Raw genomic sequence first — 25056 nt, 5'->3', positions numbered from 1 at the left:
GGAGCAACAGATCGCCCAAAAGAAATAACCGCCATCTGGGGCGGTTATTTCAGATCTAATCTGCTGTTGTTTTAGGCCAAATCGAAGCGATCGGCATTCATTACTTTATTCCAGGCGGATACGAAATCCTGGAGGAATTTATCCTGAGAGTCGCTGCAGGCGTAGACTTCCGCCAGGGCCCGCAGTTGGGAGTTGGAACCGAAGACCAGATCAACCCGGGTGCCGGTCCATTTCAGTTCGCCTGTGGCCCGGTCCCGGCCCTCATAGAGAGCCTTTTCTTCCGATACGGCTTTCCATTCGGTACCCATGTCGAGGAGATTAACGAAGAAGTCGTTGGTGAGAGTTTCCGGACGTTGGGTGAAGACACCGTGCTTGGATTGGCCGTAATTGGCATTCAAAACCCGTAGGCCGCCGAGGAGAACCGTCATTTCCGGGGCGGTCAGGGTCAGCAGTTGGGCCCGGTCAACCAGCATTTCCTCTGCTGGTGCAGAAGATTTGCCTTTCAGGTAGTTGCGGAAACCATCGGCTTTCGGTTCCATAACAGCGAAGGAATAGATCTCGGTCTGCTCCTGAGTAGCGTCGGTGCGGCCCGGTGTAAAGGGAACGACCAGAGTGTGGCCGGCGTTCCTGGAAGCCTGCTCAATAGCGGCGGCACCGCCCAGGACGATTAAGTCGGCCAGAGAAACCTTCTTTGTTCCGGATTGGGAGCTGTTGAACTCAGTCTGGATCCCTTCCAGTGCCGCCAATACCTCGGCCAGCTGAGCCGGTTGATTGATTTCCCAACCTTTCTGAGGTGCCAGGCGGATCCGCGCTCCGTTGGCGCCGCCCCGTTTATCCGAACCCCGGAAGGTGGAAGCGGAAGCCCAGGCGGTGGAGACCAGCTGGGAGACGGAAAGGCCGGAGGCCAGGATCTTGGCTTTGAGCTCGGTAATATCCTGTTCGTCGATCAGTTCATGATCCACTGGGGGCACCGGGTCCTGCCAAATCAGTTCTTCCTCAGGAACTTCCGGGCCCAAATAGTGGGAGCGGGGTCCCATGTCGCGATGAGTCAGCTTGAACCAGGCCCGGGCGAAAGCGTCGGCGAACTCTTCAGGATTATCCCGGAATCGCTTGGCAATCGGTCCAAAAATCGGGTCCATCCGCAGGGAAAGGTCTGCTGTGGTCATCATGGGCGCATGCCGCTTGGCAGGGTCATGGGCATCCTGCACCGTATCTGCTGCAGCCGGGTCAGTGGGAACCCACTGCCACGCTCCGGCGGGGCTTTTCACCAGGTCCCAGTCGTATTTGAACAAGGTCTCTAAATAACCCATATCCCAGGTGGTGGGGTTGGGGTTTCCAGGCCCCTTCGATGCCGCTGCCGATGGTATCCCCACCTTTGCCGCTGCGGAAGGTGCTTTTCCAGCCCAGCCCCTGTTCTTCCAGAGGAGCGGCTTCCGGCTCCGGACCAACATGGGAGGCAGGACCGGCGCCATGGCATTTGCCGAAAGTGTGTCCGCCGGCCACCAGGGCCACAGTCTCTTCATCATTCATAGCCATACGTTTAAAGGTATCCCGCACGTCGCGGCCGGAAGCCAGGACACTGGGCTGTCCATTGGGACCTTCCGGGTTAACATAAATCAGGCCCATCTGTACTGCGGCGAGAGGGTTCTCAAGATCCCGATCCCCGGAATAGCGCTGGTCGCCCAGCCATTCTCCTTCAGAGCCCCAATAAATATCTTCCTGAGGTTCCCAAACATCCTCGCGGCCGCCGGCGAAGCCAAAGGTCTTGAAGCCCATGGATTCCAAAGCACAATTGCCGGCCAGGACCATCAGATCGGCCCAGGAGATTTTTTTTCCATATTTCTGTTTAATAGGCCAGAGCAAACGGCGGGCCTTATCCAGATTCACATTGTCCGGCCAGCTGTTGAGGGGAGCAAAGCGCTGGGTTCCGTCTCCGGCGCCGCCCCGTCCGTCGTTCAAACGGTATGTTCCCGCACTGTGCCAGGCCATCCGGATGAAGAGAGGCCCGTAGTGGCCGTAATCGGCAGGCCACCAATCCTGGGAATCGGTCATTAAGGCATAAAGATCTTTCTTTACGGCTGCCAGGTCAAGTTTCTTAAATTCTTCAGCATAATTGAAGTCCGGATCCATGGGATTGCCCAAAGCAGAGTTTTGATGAAGAATGTTGAGATTTAATTGATTTGGCCACCAGTCTTTGTTCTTGGTCCCACCGCCAGTAGGGGTGTGCTGGGTATGGCCGGTTACGGGGCATTTCTTTTCTTCCATTAAATGACCTCCTTCAATAATAGATTTTTGAGAAAAAGTGCATTAATCTTTAAGGTGGAAGATTAATGCAAATTATAATCATTATAACTTTATATTTATTATAACTGAAACTATAAAGATTGCAAGATTAAAGATCAGCTTAAAACTGAATAATAGTTATACTTCTTCTCCATTTCATGCTTATTCTCCTCTTCATTCTAGGGAGCGAAGCAGATTTTTAGCGGTGATGATCTTTTGTCCAAGTAATTGACAAATGAAAACTCCATAGTTCCTGATGGTTAACTTTTTCTGCCTTTAGGTTAAACACGCGTCCGTTGTTTTTAGAATGCTGTCATTGCTACAATAAAGACAGATCAAAGAAGCTTATGTTTATAAAAAGGAGAGAATGGTATGAACCTGGATATGGGTAAGGTGATTACAGCCAAACGCAAAGAGAAATCATGGACACAGGAACAACTGGCTCAGGCCGTGGGGGTTTCGACACCGGCGGTGAGTAAATGGGAAACGGGAGCAACCTATCCCGATATAACCTTGCTTCCTCCCATCGCCCGCGCTCTGAACACGACAGTGGACGAATTGTTTTCTTACCAAAATGAGTTATCTGATGACGATGTGAGCGGGTTCACCCAAAAAGCCACCTCGCTATACGAGGCGGAGGGATTTGATGCCGGCTGGAAGTATTGTCAAAAGCTTCTGCAGGAATTCCCCAACAGCATTCCGCTAAAGTTCTATCTGGGCAATTTATTTCAAAGCTTTATGATCATGAAGATTGATCTGGGTAAAGAAGACATTCAAAGCTATTACCGTCAAGCCGCCATCCTGTATGAGGAGGTGCTGTTGTCGGGCTATCCGAAATTCACTTACCACGCAACTCTTATTCTGGTGGGGTTTTATACCATGCTTAATGAGCTTGACCGGGCAGAAGAATTGCTGGATAGTTTGCCAAAGTTAAAAACAGACCCTGATTTTCTCTATCCCTCAATCTATGCTTTGCGCGGAAAAAATGAGGAAGCCATGAAGCTGACTCAGGAGAATATCAGGCGGTATGTTTCCCGTGTCAGCCAGGGGTTAAGTCTTTTAGGCGCTTTTGCCCGGGAGCAGGAAGATATGGACAAGGCCTGCACTCTTGCCCAAATAAACCTGGAAATAACCAAGCTCCTGGGCATCTCCAGGGAAATTGCCTATGCTGATATGATAAAAATTATGGTGGCAAGAGGGGATAAGGAAGCCGCCCTCACTTATCTGGAAGAATATACACAGCATATCCTGGAGTTAAGCTATGATTATGCTAAGAGTCCTGTTTTTAACCGGGTCACAGAGAAGTTCCAAGACCCCTCCTACGTGAAAAAAGTGCTGGCCCAAACTATTTTAATAGATAAAGAATATGCCCCCTTAAAAGAGGAGCTCCGATACCTTCAGATCGTTCATCAACTACGGGAAGTCATTGAAACTCAAACCCATACGTTTCGTGAATAATCGATTGGGTTTGGACAAAGGGTCATATGCCTCTCAATTCATTAGGCATTATTTTCTTGACAAAGAGGTCTATATTCTATAGACTCAAAATATAAGTCTATAGAATATAGACCGAGGAGGCTCTGTCATGAAAGAGGATAAATTATCCCAGAGCGAAGGGAGATTTGCTGAGTTGGTTTGGCAGCATGAGCCAATTCCCTCCGGTGAGTTGGTAAAGCTGTGCGAAAAAGAACTGAACTGGAAAAAGTCCACCACCTATACGGTGCTGAAGAATTTGTGTGAAAAGGGCATCTTTCAAAATCAGCAGGCCGTGGTGACTGCGCTGATCAAAAAAGATGCCTTTTATGCTAAGCAAAGCAGACGGTTTGTGGAGGACGCTTTTGGCGGCTCTCTGCCCAGGTTCCTGACCGCCTTTATCGGGGGCAGGAAATTGAGCGATGATCAGGTTGACGAATTGAAGAGGCTGATCGACGAGCATAAGGAGGAGTGATGATGGAAGAGCTGTTCCTTACCGTGTTGAACATGAGCCTGACCGGGAGCTATGTCATTGCCGCTATTATGCTGGCGCGGCTTTTCCTGAAGAAAGCGCCGAAAGCTATTTCCTATGCTCTTTGGGGGACAGCGGGTTTCAGGCTGATCTTTCCCTTTTCCTTTGAGAGTGTCTTCAGCCTGATTCCCTTCAAAGCCCAGCCCATACCTCAGACAGCTCCGCTAGGGGAGAATGTCTCTTTGGACTCCGCTGTCGGTGCAGCTCTTCGTGTCGTCGGCGATGCAGCCAACGGCTACCCTGTCACCACCCAGGCTTATCACTCGGAAGTGTGGCTGATGTTCGGCAGCTACCTCTGGCTGATAGGGATGGCCGCCTTGTTGCTTTATAGCTTTGTATCCATTGTCCTGCTAAAGAGGCGGCTGCAGGGGGCGGTGTTTTCCGAGGGCAATATCTATGAAGCCGACAATCTGAGGACACCTTTTGTGCTGGGAGTTTTCCGGCCGAAAATCTACATACCGATCGGATTGCGGGAAGAAGAGCGGAGATATATCCTTCTTCATGAGCAGACTCATATCCAACGGTTTGATCATCTAGTGAAACCCTTCGCTTTCCTCATTCTAGCCCTCCATTGGTTTAACCCCCTGGTCTGGGTGGCGTTCCTGCTGATGAGTGGGGATATGGAGCTTTCCTGTGATGAAAAGGTGCTGAAGACAATGGACCAGGAAATGAAGAAACCCTATGCCCAGTCCTTGTTGTCCCTGGCTGCGGGCCGGCGTTTCATAAACGGAAGCCCCCTGGCTTTCGGAGAAGGGAATGTGAAAACGAGAATCAAGAACGTGCTGAACTATAAAAAGCCCTCTACCTGGGTCGTCACGGTGACGACAGTGCTCGTCGCGGCTTTGAGTATAGGACTGGCGGCGAATCAGGCCAACAGCGGCACCGGCGATTATGATTTTTATAATTTCAGCGTCAATGGTTTTATGCTCGGTGCGGATACACAGGAAATGGATACCTCGGCTTTTACGCCCATCGAACCATTGCAGGTTAAAGACGGTTACGATTTTAATTTTGAGGAAGGGCGTTATAGTGCGGATGAGAATACCGGACGGTTGATTAAATTGTTCGTCAACGTCTATGACGGAGCGGATATTCCCGTGGTGACCCTCCATAAGGGGGAAGGGGCGGCGTATATTCCCCATAAGCTAAAGAGTATTGAGCAGGTTATGGAAGTGTTTGGTCAAGGCAAGAGGGGGTGGCAGGACAGAGAGCAAGGGCTTCGCTATCTGGAATACCGCCAGAAAGAGGGGAGATTGTCGGCAACGGTCCGGTTCGTTTACACAGACGGTGACTCCGACGGAATAAACCATCACCTTGTTTGGGTGATGGCTGAGAGCAGTTTGCCTTATCCTTATCCATGGGAAGAGGCTCATGCAAGTGACGTTCCATCAGATGAGCCGCTGACATTTTTATCTGCCGAACCGTTGATCTTTTCTTCATCTGTCGAAACGGATTTGCTCGTACTGGGGCAAGCCGCTTTTGAGACCTATATGGCCTTGCGGATGAGTGAAAAGACTCCCGTGGAAGAACGCATTGCCTCCTATCAGCTTAATAACCTCTCCATCCTGGCCGGCGACAGCCAGGAGTTTGCCGTTGCTGTGCACTATGATTTTACCACCGATCACGATGACTATTTCAATCCTGCCGAGGGTGCCCAAGGCAAGGGGACCTGGCCGGATAATTATCGGGAACTGAGAGTGCAATATGCTTACGAGGATATTTATGCGATCATAGGCATCGGTACAGGAGGAGGCGGGCAGGGGCTCCCGCCTTATCCCGCGGAGTAGACAAGGCCTGACTCCTTTACCCTAAATGAATCTTTAAGGCTTTGCCGATAAACTCTGCGGCACCCTCACCGTATTTTTGATCTGTGGTGCTGATAAAGAGGGGATTGGTAAGGTAATTTTCGGCCATAAAAGCCCAGTAGTTTTCTCCCATATCCAGACCATTGTGGCCTTGATTGCATAAATCAATAAGTTGCAGAATCATTGTTTGGATTTCTTGAGAGGAAACATCTTTGCTTAAATCCGCTGTAAGCTGCCGGGTAAGTGAATCTGTCTTGGCCATGGATTCCTCGACATCGATGGTCTCCGTACCGTTTTTCAGATAGTTTTCCAAGTTTTTTTCGGAAGCTCTAGTATAGTTTTCGATGCTGCCATACTGTTTGACGGCAAGTTCAGCAATATCCGAGGCCTTTGCTTTTAGCTCACCGACCATTTCATCAAATGCATCAATATCGCCAAATTTCTTAAGAATTTCATCGGCATGAGTTTTTTTAAACTCTTCTAAAGCCTGGAAGTAACCGCTCATATCAAATTCATTAAAGCTCATAATCTTTTCTCCTTTTTCCAGTTTCGCCAATAGACTGAGCAACCTATTCAGCCTATCCCGTTTGAGTTGAATTAAAGTCTTTTGCTTTTTGAAGGCTTCAACTTTATCGAAGTGGGGGTTAGCCATGATGGCTTTTATCTCTCTCAGGGTAAAATCAAGCTCTTTGAAAAACAATATTTGCTGCAATAGTTCCAAGGAAGCATCATCATATAATCTGTAGCCTGCATCGTTAACTTGGGTCGGTTTGAACAAATCAATTTCGTCGTAGAATTGGAGTGTTCTGACACTAACACCTGTTAATGCGGAAACCTGTTTTACAGTCCTCATTATTGTCCTCCTTTCCGGGTTTTGAGATAAGATGCCATCAAGTTGCCTCTGTCTGTAGAATAGCCTATCACGTTACGTGAGTGTCAATGCTTTTTGTTCTATTTATATAGAAATATGAAAAGCATCCTTTCCGCATGGGCATACCGCTTTCTGGATACGGGAAAGATGCTTTTCGTTTAATTAATATTGAATTAGTATGCCTGACTATTGATATCATGGCACCGGCAAAGCCTGCCCCTGATCTGAATTTAAACGCAGGTGTAACCGCCGTCAATGGGTAGAATGGCTCCGGTTATATAGGATGATTCATCAGCCGCCAGGAAGCAGGCAGCGGAATTCAATTCACCGGAATTGCCGTAACGTTTCAGGGGCACGGTGCGCTCCATATAAGCCTTGAATTCCTCCGTCTTCAGAAGATCGACAGTCAATTCCGTTTCAAAATAGCCTGGGCAGAGACAATTGACGGTGACACCACGGTCGGCCCATTCCGCAGCCAAAGCCCGGGTGAGATTGACCACACCGCCTTTGGCTGCATGGTAGGCGGAAGCGGGTGTAGCTGAATTTCCCACCATGCCGTACATGGAAGAAATATTGATAATACGCCCATAACCGGCTTCCAGCATGACTTTGCCAAATTCGCGGGCGATACGAAAGACACCGGTCAGATCCACGGACAGATTATGTTCCCATACTTCATCGTCCATTGTTTCGGCAGGTGCAACGGAGCCGATGCCGGCGTTATTAATAAGGATATCCACTTTGCCGAATCGCTCCCGGGCAGCTTGAACGGCGGCCTGAACAGAGGCCAGTTGAGTTACGTCACAAGGGAAGGGATAGGCTTGGACACCGTATTGGCTTTCAATATCTTCGGCCACTTTACGCAGTCGCTCCTCCCGGCGGGCCAACAGCACCACATCGGCACCTTGTTCAGCCAGCCCATGAGCCATTTGGGTGCCTAATCCGCTGGACGCTCCGGTAATAACAGCCACACGGCCTTGTAGATTAAACATGTTTTTATCCTCCTCTAGCTGAAACAGTCGTTCATTTTATCAGTGCGTTTAGTATGCACCGGAAGGATGAAACTAATGATAAAATTAGAAAAGAAGGTTAAAATCAGCCTCAAAAATTAAATGATGCAATATCGGAAGACAGCCTTTCCCAGAACGATTATAGTAGAGATAGATGAGTTATTGCCTTTCCCGGAAGTAAGTTAAGGAGGTGTCCGGATGACGCTTAGTACAGAAGAAAAGTGGCAAGCTGTCCTTGCCTGCGATCCGGCTTATGATGGACAGTTTTTTTACGGAGTACAAACCACGGGGATTTTTTGCCGCCCCTCCTGTAAATCGAAAAACCCTAAGCGGGAGAATGTGATTTTTTTTGACAACGCCGCTCAGGCACGTGCCTGGGGACTGCGGCCATGTAAACGGTGCCGGCCTGATTTGGCGGAATTTCAACCCCAAAAAGAGCTGGCTGAAAAAATAAAAGGGATCTATGATCTTTATTTCGCTGACCACAGCCGTTTGCGGGAAGAGCTGAAAAAGCTTGGTGTCGGCCGGAACCGTACCGGCCAGGTGTTTTATGCGCACTACGGCAAGATTCCGGCGGAGTATCTGAATACATTGCGCATCGAGTCTGCGCAAAAGCTCCTGACCCATACCCAGGAGAGCACTCTGCAAATTGCCCTGCAAAGCGGTTTTGAAAGCCTTTCTACCTTTTACACTCACTTCCGCCGGCTGACCGGCGTATCCCCCAAGGAATACCGCTGTTCAGCCCTGGGCAAGGAGGAAGCCGGTGAGGGGCGGTGCGGGCTGCCGAAAGGGACCCATAACTGCAGCAGCCTGAACGATGTGCGGAAAGCTGCAGGACCCAAACAAATCTAAGGAGTTGATTCAATCATGATTTATACCTGCACTCTCAGTACTCCCCTGGGAGACATCACAGCGGCTGCTGAAGGAGAGGCCCTTACCGGACTTTGGTTTATCGGGCAAAAATACTATCCGGCTCAGACAGAAGCATGGGTCACTGAGCCGGAGCAGAGGGTTTTTAAGTCTCTGCAGACCTGGCTGGACCATTACTTTTCCGAAAGGGAAGGCTCCGCTCCATTTCCTGAGCTGGCGCCCAAGGGGACGGATTTTCAAAAAGCGGTGTGGGAAATTCTTCTGGAAATTCCCCGTGGCCGTGTTACCACCTATGGTGAAATAGCCAGAAAGCTGGCCGCCTCCAGAGGGCTGTCCTCCATGTCCGCTCAGGCTGTGGGAGGGGCGGTGGGGCATAATCCCATCTCGATTCTCATACCCTGCCACAGAGTGGTGGGAGCCGGCGGAAGTCTGACCGGTTATGCAGGAGGCCTGGAAAAGAAGCAAGCTTTGCTGCGGCTCGAACAGGCGGACCTTAACTGCCGAAAGCTGTTTTAGGGTCAAATCAGGTAAATCAGGCATGGCTATGCAATTTAAGCTGTCATCTCTTGACATTTTTTCGAAAAAAGAATTAACTTAAAGATAAGTTGTTTTTTAGGGATTCATGGCAGCGGAGATGATAAAAGATGCACAAGCGCCTCTTCAGTAATGTTGCTGAGATGAGCGGCGACTACACTAAATTGATGGAAAAAGCGGGTGAGAACCTCTTGCTGGCATCGATCCGGCGGGGGCTTATTTTAATGATTCCAGTGGTGCTGATCGGTTCTCTGGCGCTGCTGTTTTCCAGTTTTCCCGTACCCCAGTATCAGGAGCTGATGGCAAGGCTGTTCGGGCAGAATTGGCAGGACTTTTTCATCTATGTCCACGATGGTACGATTGGTATTTTATCTCTGGCCATGGTCACCTGCATCACCTATTCCTTAGCCACCGAGCTGGAGAACCGGGATAAGCTCAGAATCAATCCCGTGATCGTCTCCACTGTGGCCTTGTGTTCTTTTGTGGCTCTCTTTGGCATTAATAAAGATGGGTTTAAAATCACCAATTATGGAGTGACCGGGGTCTTTGTTTCCATACTGGTGGCGGTAGCCGCCAGCCTTTTGTTTTATAAGCTCAGTTCCATTAAGCTGCTGAGGATCCGGCCCTTTTCCGACGGTGATTCCATCACCTTCAGCCATGCCGTAGCCTCGATTATTCCGGCGGCCATCACGATCACTCTTTTTGCCGCTGTCAACCAGATTTTAGCCGCCCTTCTGAACATAACCGATATCAACGATTTCCTTGCCGACGTCCTCTATCATTTGTTCGCCAATATCAACAATTCCTTTCTGCGGGCGCTGCTGTTTATTTTTCTGATCCATTTCCTTTGGTTTTTCGGCATTCATGGCAGCAATATGCTGGAACATGTGGCCCAGAGCATCTATGTACCGGCCCTGGCCATTAATCAGGAGCTGATCCAGGCCGGCGGGGAACCTACCCAGATTTTCACCAAGACTTTCTTTGATACTTTTGTTCTGATGGGGGGCTGCGGGAGCACCCTCTGCCTGCTCGTTGCCGTATTTATGCTGAAAAAGAACAAAAATCAGCGCCGGATCGCTAAGTTTTCTCTGTTCCCCCTCCTTTTTAACATCAATGAGCTGATTGTCTTTGGCTTTCCTCTGGTCCTGAACCCCATCTATCTGATCCCCTTCCTGCTGGTGCCCCTGCTTTTGACCGTGACCTCGTATGCCGCCGTAAGCCTGGGGCTGGTCCCTTTCACGATTCAGACGGTAGAATGGACGACGCCGGTTTTTATCAGCGGCTACTATGCGACAGGGTTTTGGAGCGGCTGCCTATTGCAGCTCTTTAACCTGATTCTGGGAACCCTGTGCTATATACCCTTTGTTAAGCTGTCCCAGACTGTTTCGGTATCCAGGCTGAAAAAGAACTTTGAGACCCTTTGCGCGGAGTTCAAAAAATCGGAAAGAAGCAACAAAAGGCATAGTCTTTTGGAGCGGCAGGATATGCTCGGCAGCTTGGCCAAAGCCTTGGCCGAGGATCTGAAATACGATATCGAAACCAAGAAGCTGACCTTGTTTTATCAGCCCCAGGTGGATTATGAGGGGAAGGTGTTCTGCGCCGAAGCCCTGCTGAGATGGAATCATGTTCATTACGGTACCATTTATCCGCCCCTGGTCATTGCGCTGGCTGAGGAATATCAGCTCATCGATGAACTGGGACTGGAGATCATTGACCAAGCCTGCAGTACGATTAAGATCATGGCTGCCCTTGGGTTCACCGAGATGGCCGTTTCAGTGAATATTACCGCTTCCCAGCTTGAAAACCAAGACTTCCCCGGCAAGCTCAGGCAGCTTATCGAAAAACATCAGATCAGCCCTAAGGCCTTAAAAATTGAGATTACGGAACAGGTGGCCCTGGAAAACAACAAGTGGATCAAGGATACCCTCAATGCCCTCAAGGAGATGGGAATTGAGCTGGAGATGGATGATTTCGGAATGGGCCACAGTTCGCTGATGTATCTGAAGGAATATAATTTCGATACGGTCAAGCTGGACGGCTCCCTTGTGCGTGAAATCTCCACCAACATGAACTGCCGTGACATTATTTCTTCCATCATCTATTTAAGCCGCTCCATGAATTATGCTGTTTTGGCTGAATTCGTGGAGACGGAAGAGCAGCGGCAGATCCTTCATGAGCTGGGCTGCGACCTCTACCAGGGCTATCTTTACAGTCCGGCCATTCCCTTGGCGGATCTCCTGGTTTATATCAGGAGAAGCCAAGGCTGACAAAAAGCGCCTTTATCCCACCATAAAAGTGGGATAAGGGCGCTTTTGAGTTAAATAATATGGAGCCGTCTGCCAAACTCTTTTAAGAAAGCTGCTGAAATTTCCATAGTCTCTTTAGCTTCCAGTTCATGGGTAGATTTGGAGGTCAGCTTGAGGGTTACCACTTCCTGCTCGATTAAACAATCCACGGCGCTGATATTATCATTCATCCGGCGATCTAAAGACTCGGCAATTCTTAAAATAACCCCTAGTTTACGGATAGTATTAATCTCCTGCTCCCGCAGCAATCCTTTGTGGGCAGGATCGATCTTAACCTTGTTTTTGCGGTGAGAGGCTGCTGTATAGGCGGCCATTAGTAATTCCTGCTGGCTGAGGCCATTGATTTGGGAGTTAAGAATAATATAAAAGGAATGCAGGTGGTGATCATAGTAACTGATACTAATGCCGCTATCATGCAACAAGGCTGCCGTTTTCAGAACGTTTACAGTGGAAGCATTCAGCTCATGAACTGAGCCAAGTTGCTCAAAGAGTGAGCGGGAGAGCTGCCAGACATGAAAGGCATGCTTTTTGTTCAAGTCAATATTGGACATCAGATTATTAATGGAGTAATCGAGAACGTCTTCCACCGGATTGAGATCATGGAGAATCTCTTCATAGATAATGCCTTCGCGCAATCCATAACCACTGATATAGATATCGCTGATTCCGCAATACATAAGCAAGGCGTTAATGGCTGTGGTGGCGCCCCAGATTATATCGGCACGCTCTGAGGACAGGCCGCGGATATCCTTGCGGCGACCGGCGGGAGTGGTCATGATCAGTTGGTGGATATCCTGAAGGCGCTCACCGGGAAGATAATAATTGTGAGAAAGCTCTAAAGGATAAGCGCATCGCTTTTTATCTATCTTGGCAATATTGCGGAAGCTGCCACCGATACCAATGAGTGTTTTGCCGTGGGGGAGCCAGCCCAGTTGATGGAAAGTATGGATCAAGGAGTTGGTTACAGTTTTTTCTTTTTCATAGATATTGCCGGCTGCCTGATTCAATTGCTCGCTTATGCTGATGGTGCCAAAAGGCAGGCTGGCCATATTGCGGACCTTGCGGTCTTTCATCCAGATCAGCTCGGTGCTGGCACCCCCAATATCCATGATAAGATTTTCCGACATAGCAAAGACATTGGCCACACTAAAATAATCATAGTAAGCCTCTTCTTCACCCTCCAGCACGCGCACGGCAAGGCCGGTTAAGCTGTAAACCAGTTCCAGGAATTCCTTTTGATTGGCAGCTTTGCGAATGGCTTCCGTCGCCACGACGATGATTTGGTCGGTCTGTATGGCATCGCAAAGAGTTTTATAAAATTGCAGGGTTTCGATGGCCCGCTGCATCCTTATCGGGTGAAGATTGCCGTTGGGCAGGATGTCTTTCCCCAGACGGACGGAATGCTTTACATCGTCAATAATCCGGTAAGAATTATCGTCAGTAAGCTGAACAATGACGAGACGCATTGAGTTTGAACCGATGTCGATAATTCCCAATATCCTCATAGTAAACTCCTCAATGTTTAAGTAGCCGGCCTCTGCCGCTCACTAGGACATGTATCAGTATGACATAATTTGGGGGGCCTTTCAAGTTGGAATCCCCTGTGCGGTCCCGGAGAAATGTAAAATATTTGTAAAGAAAAAATATTCATAAAAGATTATGCTATAATTACCATATTATCACAGAATTTTGCAATTCTTATTATTTACGTGTCGAAGTTTTGCTTATATGGGGAGAAAAAAATGGAGCTGAAGCTTCCGCTTATTGCTGCTATTGATGTGGGATCGAACTACATACAAATGATCATCGCTGAGCTCAACCCTGAGGGGCAGGTCAAGAGCCTTGAAGATGTTATCCAGCCTACCTCCATCGGACGGGATACCTTCACCATGGGCAGAATTGATCGCAAAACGATTCAGGAAACCTGTGAAATTCTGAAGGGTTTCAGCCAATTGCTGAAGGATTACCGGGTAAAAGATTACCATGCTGTCGGCACCAGCGGGATTCGTGAAGCGGAAAACCGGGAGTATGTGCTGGAGCTGATTCGGCTGAAAACCAAAATAGAGGTTGAAATCATCAACAGTGCTCAAGAACGGTTCTTTATGTATCGGGCTCTGCGCAGCCGTCTGCCCGGGCCTTTGCTGGCAGAGCAAACCACCCTGATCGTAAATTTGGCTTCAGGTGGTGTGGAAACCTCTATTTATGAGAAGGGGGCGCTTATTTTTACCGAGTATTTAAAAATAGGCTCCCTGCGCTTAAGGGAAACCCTGGCTGATTTAGAAGCGAAAAGCATCAATTTTCCCGCTGTGATGGAAGAATTCATCGACAGCAAGACCTCCTTGTTAAAAAGATTCCTTCAGGACATCAAATTTACCAATTTTATCATGATCGGCAATGAAGTCCGTACCGTAGCCAATCTATGCGGAGAAGACCAGCGCATTGAGGTTGAAGACTTTACGAAGCTCTATGAAAAGCTCTTAATCATGACCGACGATCAAATAACCCGGACCTATGGTCTGGTCAAGAACCAGGCGGATACCTTTCTGCCCACGGTCATCACCTTGCATTGTTTTTTGAAGCTGACTCATGCCCGGCAGATTTATGTCCCGGATATCTCCCTGAAGAACGGTCTCATCCATGATTTGGCGGATGGACTGATTGAGAGTCCGCAAAGCAAGGATTCCTTGAATGATATGATCAGCTCTGTCTGGTATATTGCCAATCGTTTTGGAGCAGACAGACGGCATGCGGAGCAAGTGGAAAAGCTGGCCCTTTCCCTGTTTGATCAGACCGGGAAGATCCACGGGCTGGGCCATCAGGAAAGGCTGTATCTGCAGGTTGCGGCCATACTCCATGCTGTGGGCTATTTTATCAGCTTTACAGATCACCAGGAGCATGCCTATCGGATCATCAGGCACCACAATATTATGGGGCTTTCCGCCCGGGATCTGATCTTGATTGCCAATATCGTGCGCTATAACACTCAGGAATCCCCCAGTCATCAGGACGAAAATTATGAAGGGTTAATGGATAGGGATAAAATTGTCGTATCGAAGCTGGCGGCCCTCCTGAAGCTGGCTGAAGCCCTGGATGTTTCCCATAAAAACAAAGTGGAGAAGGTGGAGGTTCATCGCAAGGGAGAACAATTGATTTTCACCATGTATTCCTGGCAGGACCCCTTTTTGGAAGAATGGACCTTTCAGAACTGCAGTTCCCTTTTTGAGGAAGTCACGGGGATGCAAGTCATAGTGAAACGAAAAGGATTAAGCTTATGATGAAAACTATCTACGACACCACGGGGAATTTTATCAATCGCGAATTAAGCTGGCTGGAGTTTAATCAGCGGGTTTTGGAGGGGGCTCTGGATGCCGCTAACCCTCTGTTTGAACGGCTTAATTTCCTGGCCATTGTCAGCTCCAATCTGGATGAGTTTTTTGCGGTGAGAGTCGCATCCTTGGGGGACCAAATCCTGGCTGGTCTGGAGAAACGTGATCCCTCCGGCTTGCTTCCCCAGGAATGTATGGCGCAAATTGTGGAGCGTGCCCATGGGATAGTAGAGGGTCAGTACCGGTGTTACAGGAACTCTCTGCTTAAAAAACTCAGGAAGGAAAACATCAATATTGTCAACCCTAAATCCTTAACCAAGGACCAAAAGAAATTTGTGAAAGATTATTACCTGCATAAAGTTTTTCCGGTGCTCACCCCCTTGGTGGTGGATCAGGGCCGGCCTTTTCCTTTGCTGCGCAGCAGAGAGCTGTATATTGCCTTATTGATTAAAGGAGTGGAGACCCATCTTTTCGCTACGGTTCAAGTTCCGAAAGTCCTGCCCCGCTTTGTGGAAGTTCCCTCGGCGACCAAAGACAGGGAATTTATCATGTTGGAGGATCTGATCACCTTAAAATTGCCGGATCTTTTTCAAGGGCATAAGCTGGCAGCCGCAGGCTTTTTCCGCATTACCCGCAATGCCGACCTGGATTTCGACGAAGAGGGGGCGGAAGATTTATTAGAAGCCATTGAATTATCCATACGTCAGCGCAAATGGGGTTCGGTGATCCGTCTGGAGGTGGGCAAAGGGTTTCATAAAGATCTTCTGGCCATCCTTAAGGAAGAATTGGAAATCACTGAGGACAAGATTTATGAAGTACGGGGACCCATTGATCTGACGTTTCTCTCGGACTTCATTAAGCTTAAGGGATGTGAGCATTTACGCTATCTCCCTTTTCAACCTCAGGATGTCCCGGAACTGATCAGGGAAAAGGACATCTTCAAGGCTATTCAGGAGCAGGATATTCTGCTTCATCACCCCTACCAATCCTTCCAACCGGTGGTTGAGTTGGTGAAAACGGCGGCCAGAGATCCTCAGGTTCTGGCGATTAAGCAAACCCTTTACCGCGTCAGCGGCAATTCGCCGATTATTGCCGCCCTGGCCCAGGCAGCGGAGCTTGGCAAACAGGTTACGGTACTTGTGGAGCTTAAGGCCCGCTTTGACGAGGAGAAGAACATTCATTGGGCCAAGCATCTGGAGGAGGCCGGCTGCCATGTCATCTATGGTTTAGTGGGGCTGAAAACCCACTGTAAGGTCCTCTTGATTGTGCGCCGGGAAGAGGATGGCATCAAGCGCTATGTTCATATGAGCACGGGCAACTATAATGATGTGACTGCCAAAATCTATACAGATATCGGGCTGATGACAGTGAATCCCCAGTTTGGGGCTGATGCCTCAGCATTATTCAATATGCTTTCCGGACTTTCCCAACCGGTCAATCTTAATAAATTCACCTTGGCACCCGCTGGGATGAGAGAGAAATTCCTCCAGCTTATTGAGGATGAAGCACATAACGCCCAAAGGGGAATGAAGGCGGTCATCGTCGTCAAGGTTAATTCTCTGATTGATAAAGAGATTATTCTTGCTTTATATCGTGCTTCCAGTCAGGGAGTGGAAATCAAGCTGATTGTGCGGGGGGTCTGCTGCCTCCGGCCCGGTTTGCCGGGAGTCAGCGAAACCATTGCTGTCCGCAGTATTGTGGGAAGATTTCTGGAGCATAGCCGTATCTTTTATTTCTATCATGGCGGAGAAGAGCTGGTGTATTTGTCCAGCGCCGACTGGATGCCAAGAAACCTGGATCGCCGGGTTGAACTACTGTTTCCTGTCGAAAATCCCGATGCCAAGGAAGAAGTAAAGGCCATACTGGACATAGCCTGGCAGGATACGGTAAAGGCCCGCATATTAAATGCCAAAGGTATCTATAAAAAGGTGGATAAACGGCGGAAAAAATCAGTTAAAAGCCAGGACGCCCTCTGTGAACGAGCGGTAGCTCAAAGCACCAGGGAAAAAGCCAGGTTGCAGGAAAGACTGGAGGGGAGTTTTCATCCCGTGACTGCCGGGGCGGAAATGCAGGGGTTTACCGGAATGAAATAGTCATCCTGAAAAGTACAAATACCGGGAGGAATTGCAATGGAATTGATATTAATGCGCCATGGACAAGCTGAAGAGAATATGGAGAATGATGCGGAACGCACCTTAACAAAAGAGGGGCAGAAGAAGATCAAACGGGTAGCCTTCGGGATCGATCATTTGCTGGACGGAAAGCAAAAAATCTGTATTTGGACCAGTCCGCTGGAAAGAGCCTGGCAAACGGCTCAGATCATCGCTAAGAAGCTGGATGTAGCGGAGGTGGAAAAGGTCGAGATGCTGGCCACAGGAGGCGATCTTATGGCTTTGCTCGAAGAGTGGCTGCCGCAAAAGCAAGCCGATTGCTTAATCATCGTGGGTCATCAGCCCTATCTGTCGGACTGGAGCGTGAAACTGGCTGCTACCCCCCTGCCTTTTAAAAAAGGAGCCATCGCGGGGTATAAACTTAATGAGGAATCTCCCTTAACAGCTCAGTTGCGCTGGTTTGTACAGCCCGGTGTGTGGTCGAAGTAAGGCTGCGGAGAGATTAATAGAAAAAACCCGGCTCGACGAAAGTTGAGCGGGTTTTTTTCAGGTTGACCATAAGTTCATGCCGATAAACCTCCTCTGGTAAAGAGTGCTGATTTATCCCCTATTTTGATCATGGCTGGTTGGCGGTTGGTATAGACGGACACGTACTTAAATCCGGCCTTTTTCAGGCGTTCCAGGCCTTCCTGGATTCCTTTGCCCACATCTTCAGCCCAGTGGGCATCCGAACCTACGGTAATAATTTCCCCGCCCAGCTCCTTGTAGAGGCGGATAATATCCAAGTCAGGCAGGCATTCCTGAGAGGATTGCCGGAGTCCGGAGGTGTTCACTTCGATACCTTTACCTTTGTCAATGACGATCCGGAGGATTTCCGCCAGCTGCTCCTGATAATCCATCAGATTGGCCCGCAGTCGGTACTTGGCAGCATAGCGTTTGACCAGATCCAGGTGTCCGAGACAATCATAGTGGCCCCATTGGGCTAAGGCTTTGAGTTCTGTCAGGTAGCTTGCACAATAGGCAGCCAGGTTTTCCGGAGTGTAGCGGACTTCGCCAAAATCCACATTGTTGGGCATACGATGGGCGGAACCGAGTACGTAATCGTAGGGGTACTCTTCCAGGAGCTGCAATGAATACTTGGGAAAAAGATGGGGCTGGCCTAACTCCACGCCGCTCTTGATGCTGAGTTTCCCAGCGAAGCGCCGGCGGGCTTCGGCAATCTCGGTGAAATACTTCCGGCCATCATACTCAGAGTACTCTTCATGGCCGGCAGAGGGTTCGAAGTGATCGGTGACGGCGATTTCCTGCAGGCCCCGGGCGATGGCTTTGGCGCAGAGGGCGGAAATCTCGTCATGGGCATCCGTTGAATTTAAGGAATGCATGTGATAATCCAATAAAACCATAGTGTCCTCCTTTTCAATAATGATTTACCGCTTTTACTATAACAGGAGATTGTTAACATGGTTTTATGCCTGTGTTAAAAGACGGTTAAAAAGAAGGTAAAAAATGGTTGAGGGAATGCTAAAGAGAAGACTAAATGCGGGAAAGCTGGATTACTGGGAATCGGGATTCGGGCAGAAGGCGGATTTGAGCAAATCGCTTTCCTGTTGGAGCCAGGCGATAACCTCCGCTTTTTTTTTCATGACGGGAGCGATTTGCTGCCAGAGTTTTTGGAAAGACGCTTCCGCGCTGTTAAGAACCATGGGCTCGTTAATAGAAAAACGCACCGGCTCAGTACCGGCCGGTCCTAAGATCTCGACGATAAGGGCATGTCTTGCTTTAAGCACGCAAGATACATTTTTACCCAGCCCGGGAAGGTGCGTGTTCTTCCGGACAAAAGCCATTGAGTAATGATCATAGGTCTTCAGCAGGGTAATGAGGTGCTGGAGGAAATCGACCAATTCTTCCCTTTCCAGATCCACCGCATAGAGCCCGGCGGGATCCCAGAGGTAGAATTGGCGGTTTTTTACGAGATAATGGAGGCTGTCCATAGTGTAGATATCCTTGTATTCGTAGATTTTGATATTGGTCTGGAAAGCTTCTAGGCATTTTTGGTGGAAAGCCAGGGCTGAAGCCATTTCTTGGCTGGATAGGTTCCTTTTCAGCAACAGCTTTTTATAGAGCTGGAGGGGAAGCGTAAAGATGCTGAAGCTATTCTTAAAAAGAAAGCGGTTGCCGATAGCCGCTTCGCTTTCCAGCAGGGAGTTGCGGAAACTCTCTTCTTTGTCCGCCGGATAGTGAATAAGCAAAGGGGTAGCGGAAGACTGGGTAAGCCCCAGCCAATACTCTTCATAAAAGGAAATAGCCAGAGGGTTGCGGAGATACAGGGCGCAGGATTTATCGGCCTGAGCAACAAAACAAGAGAGGACCCCGGTTTCCGGCACGATAAAATAATCCTTGCCAAGGGTCAAGGAATCGTAGCTTTTCAGATAGTAGAGATAAAGTTGATTTGTGCCAAGGAGTGGTTTGAAGAAATTGAGCAAATCCATCATCCGCTGCAGGTCATGGGTGATTCGCAGCAGGTAGTGGATCTCGCAGCCCTGAGCCATTAAATCCACCAGCATGGTTTGGAATTGCCGCCGCTCATCTTCCCCGGACATATAAAAAAATACATCATTGAAATAAGTGATGTATATTGCTTTTCTTCTCTTATGGGTTTGAAGCGCCAGGCCTAAAAGATGCCTGAAGGCTGCGGCCACATTAGGGGTTCCGGAAATAATCTTGTCGTCATGGGACATACTGCCCACTTCATTAAAAAAAGGCGGATTCGCCATTGATTTTTTGTATTTAAGCAATTTCTTGGCTTCCTTAGTGTGCAGTTTATGATTGCTCAGGGAAATGCCCTGGGCTTCAAAAAGCACTTTCTTAATCTTTACTTCGATGCAGTCCGTTTCAGCATCAACACCAAAAACCCTTTCAAATAGCTCGTTGATAAGCTGAATTTGCAAAGAGTTTTTTATGTTTGCTGATAAAAACTGAGTGATTGCTTCTATGTAATTGGAATCATACGATGGAATTCTTTTCCCATTTACCCATCGGTTAACAAGGGAGCCATCCACATTAAGGGCTTTGGAAAGCCTGTTGATACTTACTCCCAGTGCAGAAAGCAGGTATTTCAGGCAATGGGCAAAATCAATGGATGTGTTCATGCATATACCTTCTTTATTTCCTTCTTTTTCATTATAAAGATTTATGGATATTTGTCTTAAAAAGATGTTCAGATGTCATAGCCACGGTTATGACATCTGTGGAAAGATTGTTTCTTTCTTCCAAATAACATTATAATATGATTCTTATATGGAGATTAACGACATATTTTGTCGGGAAGCGACATGAAGCAAAACTATTCTTCTCGTTGACTTTAATGATTAAGGTGATGGAGAGGGAAGAGGGAACCGTGGAAGAGGAAACTGTGATCACAACTGTAAACACAAGTTCCAATAAGGACAAAACTTCGCCGGACTCAAAAGGCTGCGCTCTGGAGAAGCTTAACCTGAAGCTCTCGGCAAGTGTCATTGCCCAGCACGGCTACCGGGTTTCCCGGCTTTGTGAACGCATGGGCAGACAATTAGGCTTAAGGGAAATGGCTCTTACAGAACTCAGTATGGCGGGACTCTTTCATGATCTTGGCAAGATAGCTATCAGCAGAGCTATTCTTGAAAAAGCCGGCAAGCTGACCGAGGAGGAGTATAGGGAGATAAAACGGCACTCGGAAATAGGGTCCCAAATCCTCAGTTCGGTCAAAGGAATGGAAAACGTGGCGGAATATGTGCTTTATCATCACGAGCGCTGGGACGGAAAGGGCTATCCCCGGCAGCTTCAGGGGAGGGAGATTCCGCTGTACTCCCGGGTGATTGGCCTGGCTGATGCTTATGATGCCATGACAAACAACCGGAGCTACCGCAAGGCCTTATCCAAAAAAGCGGCTATTCAGGAATTGCTATGGCATTCAGGGACACAATTTGATCCGGAGCTGGTGGGGGAATTCATTAAGATACTGTAGGTGCTTATGGGGTGCCGGACAGAAACAAAAGGGAGCTGCAACAATGCAAAAATTTCGCAATTTGAAAACGGCCACAAAACTGAATAGCTTAACAATGTTCATGGCTGTATTTCTCGGGCTTGTCGGCCTGGTGGGGATCTATTCCACCTATAACCTGGCCGCTGCGGTGGAAAATATGTACCAGAATAACCTGCTCCCTGTCAAATGGGTGAATGGGGCCCGGGGACAAACCAGAGCGGTGGAGGCTCTGACCCTTGAAGTATTTATGACTCAGGATCAAAGCAAGCAGCAGGAGATTCTGCAGGAGATGGAGGAACGGGTCGCGGAAGTGGATACTCTTCTTGCTGATTATAGCAAAGCAGATATGGATGCCCATGAGCAGGAGCAGTTCGCGAAGCTGATGGATACCCTGCAGCTCTACCGTACGGAAAGAGATAAAGCCATCGATATGGCAACAGCGGGAAACCAGGATGAGGCGTTCAGGTATTTTTCTGCTCATGCAGCCAGCCAGGTTGACGCTGTGAATGATCTTTTAAAGGAGCTTGCCGATTATAATGCCCAGCTTGCCGATGAGGAAGAGATAAAAAGCCAGGCAGCGGCAGCCATGACCAGTAAAGTTATGGTGGGCATCACGTTGGTGGCCATCGTTTTGGCTTTGGGTATCGGCCGGTTCATCGCCAGGCTGATTGCTAAGCCCCTGATTCAGGTGGAAGGGACCGTTCGGGAGATCGCCCAGGGGAACCTGACCGTGGAAAAAATAGCGATAGATTCTGAAGATGAGGTGGGCCGGCTGGCGGCGGGGATCAATGCTATGACGGAGAATTTGCGGCTTTTAATTGAAAACATAACCCACACAGCGGAGCAAGTAGCCGCTTCGTCAGAGGAATTGACAGCCAGTGCCGAGCAGTCCGCCTCGGCCACCAATTCGATTGCCGCAACCATTACCGAAGTGGCGGCGGGAGCGGCCAGACAGGAGGCTGCCGTTGATAATGCAGCGTCGATTGTGGAAGAGATGTCGGCCGGCATTCAACAGGTTGCAGCTACGGCCAACAGTGTCTCCAGGTCTGCCGAGCTGACAGCCAATGCGGCCGGTCAAGGGGACAAGGCGGTAAACGCGGCTGTGAGTCAGATGAAAAACATCGAAAAAACGGTAGCAGGCACGGCCCAGGTCGTTACCCAGCTAGGGGAGCGCTCGAAAGAAATCGGTCAGATTGTGGATGCTATCTCCGGAATTGCCGCCCAAACCAATCTGCTGGCCCTCAATGCGGCGATCGAGGCGGCTCGTGCCGGTGAGCAGGGCAGAGGGTTCGCTGTCGTTGCCGAGGAAGTACGCAAGCTTGCTGAGCAATCCCAGGAAGCGGCTAAGCAGATTGCCGGCCTGATTGCGGAGATCCAGAAGGAGACCCTTAGTGCTGTCAAGGCTATGAACGAGGGTACCCATGAAGTGAAGATCGGCTCGGAAGTAGTCAACTCGGCCGGAGAGGCTTTTGATGAGATTGTCGGACTGATCGGCGACGTTTCCACTCAGGTCAGGGAAATCTCGGCAGCAATTCAGCAGATGGCTTCCGGAAGTCAGCAAATTGTGGATTCGGTACGGGATATTGACCGGGTCAGCAAGGAAGCATCCGGTCAGACTCAGACCGTTTCAGCTGCTACCGAGGAACAGTCCGCATCCATCGAAGAAGTAGCGGCATCCAGCGAGGAACTGGCTAAAATGGCGGAGGAGCTGCAGCGTGCGGTCAGGAAGTTCAGGATATAGAAAATCGGGGAGAGGGTTCCAAGGATTTTAAAGAGTGTTTAAAGTGTTAAATAGTGTTAAGTAGCATTAAAAGGCGTCTTTAGGTTTCAATTGAATTCAATTGATTCTTTAAAGACGCTGTTTTTTGCACCTTTTGACGGCTGGTCTTTTTGCTTTGTTTGATTACTGGTATGATAGAGCCGGATAACAGCAAATTATTTCAGGAAATTATTTTAGAAAATTATTTTAGGAAATTATGCGAAAAGTTGCTTTTAATTTCGTTGTATAGAGTGTAAGAGCTCTTACAAGGAAAAGAGGGAAACCATGAAGACCAAGGACAATTACATAGGCCGCTTGAAAAATAAAGATGAAGATGCTCTGGAATTCATTATGGATGAATACTTCCCATTAGTGAAGGGGATTGTCCGTCAAGTCCTGCTTCCTATCGGCAGCAGGGAACTGACGGAGGAATGCATCAGTGATGTGTTTCTTGCCGTTTGGCATCATGCCCAAAAGTTCAAGGGGGAAGGAGAAGAGGAGTTTCGCAAGTGGCTTTGCGCCATCGCTAAATACAAGGCCATAGATTTTTACCGCCGGGAAAGAAAAAACCTGGAAGTTCCTGCTTCCGATCGTGAAGCAATCGACCTGTTTCCGCCCCAAGAATCGGCGGAAGAGCAGGTGCTTTTTATGGAGAATGCCAAGGAAATGAACAAACTACTGAACTCTTTCTCCGCTACGGATCGCCATATATTCATCATGAAATTCTTTTGGGGGATGCCCTCGGAAGAGATCTCCAGGAAACTGGGATTGACCAAATCAGCTGTGGATAATCGTATTTACAGGAGCAAAAAGCAACTGGTAAAGGGTGTCCTGAGCTTGGGAGAAGGGGGATGTTAAGGATGAAAGATCTCTACGATTTTTTTAATGAGATAGACATTGACTTAAATGAGTTTGCAGAGGCGGAGGTGGATGAGTTGGAAAAGTCGAGAGTTAAACAAAGGGTGAGAGAAGGTATCGCCGCAACCGGTCAGCCGGGCGGGGTGAAGAAACGGGGCAAAAGCAAGGCGATGGTGGCTGTTGCCGCCGCTATGCTCATGACCGTAGGACTCTCCGGGTTTGGCCTGGTCTTTCCCGCTTATGCCAGGGAAGTTCCTGTCATCGGTGATATTTTCCGATTTTTAGATGACGGACGTACGGGAGTTTATGATTTATATACGGAAAAAGCCTTGGACATCAATATGGTCAAGGCGGATAATGGCATTGAAGTGACCCTGAATCAAGGTATTTACGACGGCAGAACCTTATCCTTCACCTATACCATCAAGACGGAAAAGGATTTTGGAGAAAGGCCTCGCTTGGATGACTGGATTGATGTTGATTTTGCCCAGGGTTCCACTGGCAGCTCCCAATTAAAACGAGTTAGCCCCGGCGTCTATGTGGGGCAAAGCAACTATACTTTTTTCAGCGAGGAGGAAGTCCGGGAGGCTATTTCCTTCCGTTGGAGGATTTCCGGGATGACGAATATGGAGGAAAGCACAGAAACGGGAGACTATAAAACCACAGACTGCAAGCTGAACTTCAGCGTATCCTTAAATGCTCTGGATTATACCGTGGTCAAGATTGATGACAATCAGGCTCAGGCTCAGAATGTGGCCATTAGCTTAAACCGCCTCTCTCTGACCCCGATTAATACCCTTCTCTACTACTCTGAAATAATCCCTAATAATCTTTCTCATGCAGTGCAGATGGATTGGGAGATCAAGGACGATTTAGGCAATATCTATGAGCATGAAACGAATGGCGGGCAGGGCAAAGTCGGTGATGAAACCACGGAGATGGAAAATATCATTACCTTTAAACGTCTTGATCCCAAGGCAAAAACCCTGTTGATCACCCCGACCTTGAAGCTGGTTCATAGCCAGGGCGGCGGTGTGGCATTCGATGCAAACGGAAAGGAAACTCATTTCAGCTATGAAGGGCTACCGGAAGGGGTCGATGCCGGGGAATGGATCATGAAGACGATTAGCGTAGACCTCAGCACCGTGAACTAAGACCTTCCTGGACTTGTCTTGCGGGTCTGAGCAGTGCGGTGCAGGATACTGTAGAAAGTCTGATCGCAAAAGAGGAAGACCTGCTCTGTTTAAGGGCGGGTCTTCCTCTTTTTACATTGTCAGAAAGTATAAGTGCAACCAGC

The 25056-nt window shown here is 48.7% G+C and carries 18 protein-coding genes and 1 pseudogene; 13 read left to right on the top strand and 6 right to left on the bottom strand.

Going from position 1 to position 25056, the window contains the following annotated elements; all coding sequences use genetic code 11:
* Positions 1–71 precede the first annotated feature (71 nt).
* A pseudogene (gene katG / locus DESLBE_RS06410) lies at positions 72–2265 on the bottom strand (catalase/peroxidase HPI).
* A 390-nt stretch (positions 2266–2655) separates the two neighbouring features.
* On the opposite strand from katG, the gene DESLBE_RS06405 reads away from it, so the two are divergent.
* The 3 genes from DESLBE_RS06405 to DESLBE_RS06395 all read left to right on the top strand — a co-directional run bounded on the left by DESLBE_RS06405 (position 2656) and on the right by DESLBE_RS06395 (position 6075).
* Complete coding sequence (locus DESLBE_RS06405) at positions 2656–3741, top strand: helix-turn-helix transcriptional regulator (RefSeq protein ID WP_144675801.1); 1086 nt, start codon at positions 2656–2658, stop codon at positions 3739–3741.
* A gap of 127 nt (positions 3742–3868) precedes the next feature.
* Complete coding sequence (locus tag DESLBE_RS06400) at positions 3869–4231, top strand: BlaI/MecI/CopY family transcriptional regulator (protein ID WP_144675799.1); 363 nt, start codon at positions 3869–3871, stop codon at positions 4229–4231.
* A gap of 2 nt (positions 4232–4233) precedes the next feature.
* On the top strand, positions 4234–6075 hold the full coding sequence (locus DESLBE_RS06395; protein ID WP_144678626.1) for a M56 family metallopeptidase: 1842 nt from the start codon (positions 4234–4236) through the stop codon (positions 6073–6075).
* Positions 6076–6091: 16 nt separating this feature from the next.
* Here DESLBE_RS06395 and DESLBE_RS06390 read toward each other — a convergent pair whose 3' ends face one another.
* Together DESLBE_RS06390 and DESLBE_RS06385 are read right to left on the bottom strand one after the other, a co-directional pair.
* Positions 6092–6946 (bottom strand): MerR family transcriptional regulator, encoded by an 855-nt coding sequence (locus DESLBE_RS06390; RefSeq protein WP_144675797.1) that lies wholly within the window; start codon positions 6944–6946, stop codon positions 6092–6094.
* Positions 6947–7194: 248 nt separating this feature from the next.
* Positions 7195–7956: a glucose 1-dehydrogenase gene (locus DESLBE_RS06385; RefSeq protein ID WP_018213247.1), complete on the bottom strand. Its 762-nt coding sequence runs from the start codon at positions 7954–7956 to the stop codon at positions 7195–7197.
* Positions 7957–8172: 216 nt separating this feature from the next.
* On the opposite strand from DESLBE_RS06385, the gene DESLBE_RS06380 reads away from it, so the two are divergent.
* From DESLBE_RS06380 to DESLBE_RS06370, 3 genes are all read left to right on the top strand, one after another.
* Entirely contained in the window at positions 8173–8826 is a 654-nt protein-coding gene (locus DESLBE_RS06380; protein ID WP_144675795.1) for an Ada metal-binding domain-containing protein, read from the top strand.
* Between the two features lie 15 nt (positions 8827–8841).
* Entirely contained in the window at positions 8842–9360 is a 519-nt protein-coding gene (locus tag DESLBE_RS06375) for a methylated-DNA--[protein]-cysteine S-methyltransferase (protein ID WP_005814144.1), read from the top strand.
* 128 nt (positions 9361–9488) lie between these two features.
* The gene (locus tag DESLBE_RS06370; protein WP_015943848.1) at positions 9489–11645 is read left to right on the top strand and encodes an EAL domain-containing protein; all 2157 of its coding nucleotides are present in this window, start codon (positions 9489–9491) and stop codon (positions 11643–11645) included.
* A gap of 50 nt (positions 11646–11695) precedes the next feature.
* On the opposite strand, the gene DESLBE_RS06365 is transcribed toward DESLBE_RS06370, so the two are convergent.
* A complete protein-coding gene (locus tag DESLBE_RS06365; protein ID WP_144675793.1) occupies positions 11696–13189 on the bottom strand; it encodes a Ppx/GppA phosphatase family protein in 1494 nt (497 codons plus the stop codon).
* A gap of 237 nt (positions 13190–13426) precedes the next feature.
* Between DESLBE_RS06365 and DESLBE_RS06360 the strand changes: the two genes are divergently transcribed.
* From DESLBE_RS06360 to sixA, 3 genes are read left to right on the top strand one after another with little or no spacing between them, the layout of a single operon-like run.
* Positions 13427–14959 carry an HD domain-containing protein gene (locus tag DESLBE_RS06360; RefSeq protein WP_144675791.1) on the top strand — a complete coding sequence of 511 codons (1533 nt, stop codon included), beginning with the start codon at positions 13427–13429 and terminating at the stop codon, positions 14957–14959.
* Positions 14956–17103, top strand: coding sequence for an RNA degradosome polyphosphate kinase (locus DESLBE_RS06355; RefSeq protein WP_144675789.1), 2148 nt, complete (start codon positions 14956–14958; stop codon positions 17101–17103). The genes DESLBE_RS06360 and DESLBE_RS06355 overlap by 4 nt, the downstream gene beginning before the upstream one ends.
* Before the next feature lie 36 nt (positions 17104–17139).
* Positions 17140–17610, top strand: a complete 471-nt coding sequence (gene sixA, locus DESLBE_RS06350; protein WP_005814151.1) for a phosphohistidine phosphatase SixA — start codon at positions 17140–17142, stop codon at positions 17608–17610.
* Positions 17611–17684: 74 nt separating this feature from the next.
* Here the strand turns inward: sixA and DESLBE_RS06345 are convergent, their stop codons facing one another.
* Both DESLBE_RS06345 and DESLBE_RS06340 read right to left on the bottom strand, forming a co-directional pair.
* Entirely contained in the window at positions 17685–18524 is an 840-nt protein-coding gene (locus DESLBE_RS06345) for a histidinol-phosphatase HisJ family protein (RefSeq protein ID WP_015943853.1), read from the bottom strand.
* 150 nt (positions 18525–18674) lie between these two features.
* Positions 18675–20270, bottom strand: coding sequence for a helix-turn-helix transcriptional regulator (locus tag DESLBE_RS06340; RefSeq protein ID WP_144675787.1), 1596 nt, complete (start codon positions 20268–20270; stop codon positions 18675–18677).
* A 248-nt stretch (positions 20271–20518) separates the two neighbouring features.
* Between DESLBE_RS06340 and DESLBE_RS06335 the strand changes: the two genes are divergently transcribed.
* From DESLBE_RS06335 to DESLBE_RS06320, 4 genes are all read left to right on the top strand, one after another.
* Complete coding sequence (locus tag DESLBE_RS06335; RefSeq protein ID WP_015943855.1) at positions 20519–21124, top strand: HD-GYP domain-containing protein; 606 nt, start codon at positions 20519–20521, stop codon at positions 21122–21124.
* 43 nt (positions 21125–21167) lie between these two features.
* On the top strand, positions 21168–22883 hold the full coding sequence (locus tag DESLBE_RS06330; protein ID WP_144675783.1) for a methyl-accepting chemotaxis protein: 1716 nt from the start codon (positions 21168–21170) through the stop codon (positions 22881–22883).
* Positions 22884–23186: 303 nt separating this feature from the next.
* Positions 23187–23759, top strand: coding sequence for a sigma-70 family RNA polymerase sigma factor (locus DESLBE_RS06325; protein WP_015943857.1), 573 nt, complete (start codon positions 23187–23189; stop codon positions 23757–23759).
* 2 nt (positions 23760–23761) lie between these two features.
* Positions 23762–24913, top strand: coding sequence for a DUF4179 domain-containing protein (locus DESLBE_RS06320; RefSeq protein WP_144675781.1), 1152 nt, complete (start codon positions 23762–23764; stop codon positions 24911–24913).
* The last annotated feature ends 143 nt before the right edge of the window (positions 24914–25056 follow it).

This window comes from Desulfitobacterium sp. LBE, from assembly GCF_007830365.1.
GTDB lineage: Bacteria > Bacillota > Desulfitobacteriia > Desulfitobacteriales > Desulfitobacteriaceae > Desulfitobacterium > Desulfitobacterium hafniense.
This window is presented reverse-complemented; position numbering and strand designations above follow the sequence as displayed.

What these genes read in the sequence shown, in the direction of transcription:
- DESLBE_RS06365 (WP_144675793.1), bottom strand. Translation starts at nt 13,189, where the DNA reads ATGAGGATATTGGGAATTATCGACATCGGTTCAAACTCAATGCGTCTC.
- DESLBE_RS06395 (WP_144678626.1), top strand. Translation starts at nt 4,234, where the DNA reads ATGGAAGAGCTGTTCCTTACCGTGTTGAACATGAGCCTGACCGGGAGC.
- DESLBE_RS06360 (WP_144675791.1), top strand. Translation starts at nt 13,427, where the DNA reads ATGGAGCTGAAGCTTCCGCTTATTGCTGCTATTGATGTGGGATCGAAC.
- DESLBE_RS06325 (WP_015943857.1), top strand. Translation starts at nt 23,187, where the DNA reads ATGAAGACCAAGGACAATTACATAGGCCGCTTGAAAAATAAAGATGAA.
- DESLBE_RS06400 (WP_144675799.1), top strand. Translation starts at nt 3,869, where the DNA reads ATGAAAGAGGATAAATTATCCCAGAGCGAAGGGAGATTTGCTGAGTTG.
- sixA (WP_005814151.1), top strand. Translation starts at nt 17,140, where the DNA reads ATGGAATTGATATTAATGCGCCATGGACAAGCTGAAGAGAATATGGAG.
- DESLBE_RS06390 (WP_144675797.1), bottom strand. Translation starts at nt 6,946, where the DNA reads ATGAGGACTGTAAAACAGGTTTCCGCATTAACAGGTGTTAGTGTCAGA.
- DESLBE_RS06355 (WP_144675789.1), top strand. Translation starts at nt 14,956, where the DNA reads ATGATGAAAACTATCTACGACACCACGGGGAATTTTATCAATCGCGAA.
- DESLBE_RS06375 (WP_005814144.1), top strand. Translation starts at nt 8,842, where the DNA reads ATGATTTATACCTGCACTCTCAGTACTCCCCTGGGAGACATCACAGCG.
- DESLBE_RS06340 (WP_144675787.1), bottom strand. Translation starts at nt 20,270, where the DNA reads ATGAACACATCCATTGATTTTGCCCATTGCCTGAAATACCTGCTTTCT.
- DESLBE_RS06320 (WP_144675781.1), top strand. Translation starts at nt 23,762, where the DNA reads ATGAAAGATCTCTACGATTTTTTTAATGAGATAGACATTGACTTAAAT.
- DESLBE_RS06330 (WP_144675783.1), top strand. Translation starts at nt 21,168, where the DNA reads ATGCAAAAATTTCGCAATTTGAAAACGGCCACAAAACTGAATAGCTTA.
- DESLBE_RS06380 (WP_144675795.1), top strand. Translation starts at nt 8,173, where the DNA reads ATGACGCTTAGTACAGAAGAAAAGTGGCAAGCTGTCCTTGCCTGCGAT.
- DESLBE_RS06345 (WP_015943853.1), bottom strand. Translation starts at nt 18,524, where the DNA reads ATGGTTTTATTGGATTATCACATGCATTCCTTAAATTCAACGGATGCC.
- DESLBE_RS06385 (WP_018213247.1), bottom strand. Translation starts at nt 7,956, where the DNA reads ATGTTTAATCTACAAGGCCGTGTGGCTGTTATTACCGGAGCGTCCAGC.
- DESLBE_RS06370 (WP_015943848.1), top strand. Translation starts at nt 9,489, where the DNA reads ATGCACAAGCGCCTCTTCAGTAATGTTGCTGAGATGAGCGGCGACTAC.
- DESLBE_RS06405 (WP_144675801.1), top strand. Translation starts at nt 2,656, where the DNA reads ATGAACCTGGATATGGGTAAGGTGATTACAGCCAAACGCAAAGAGAAA.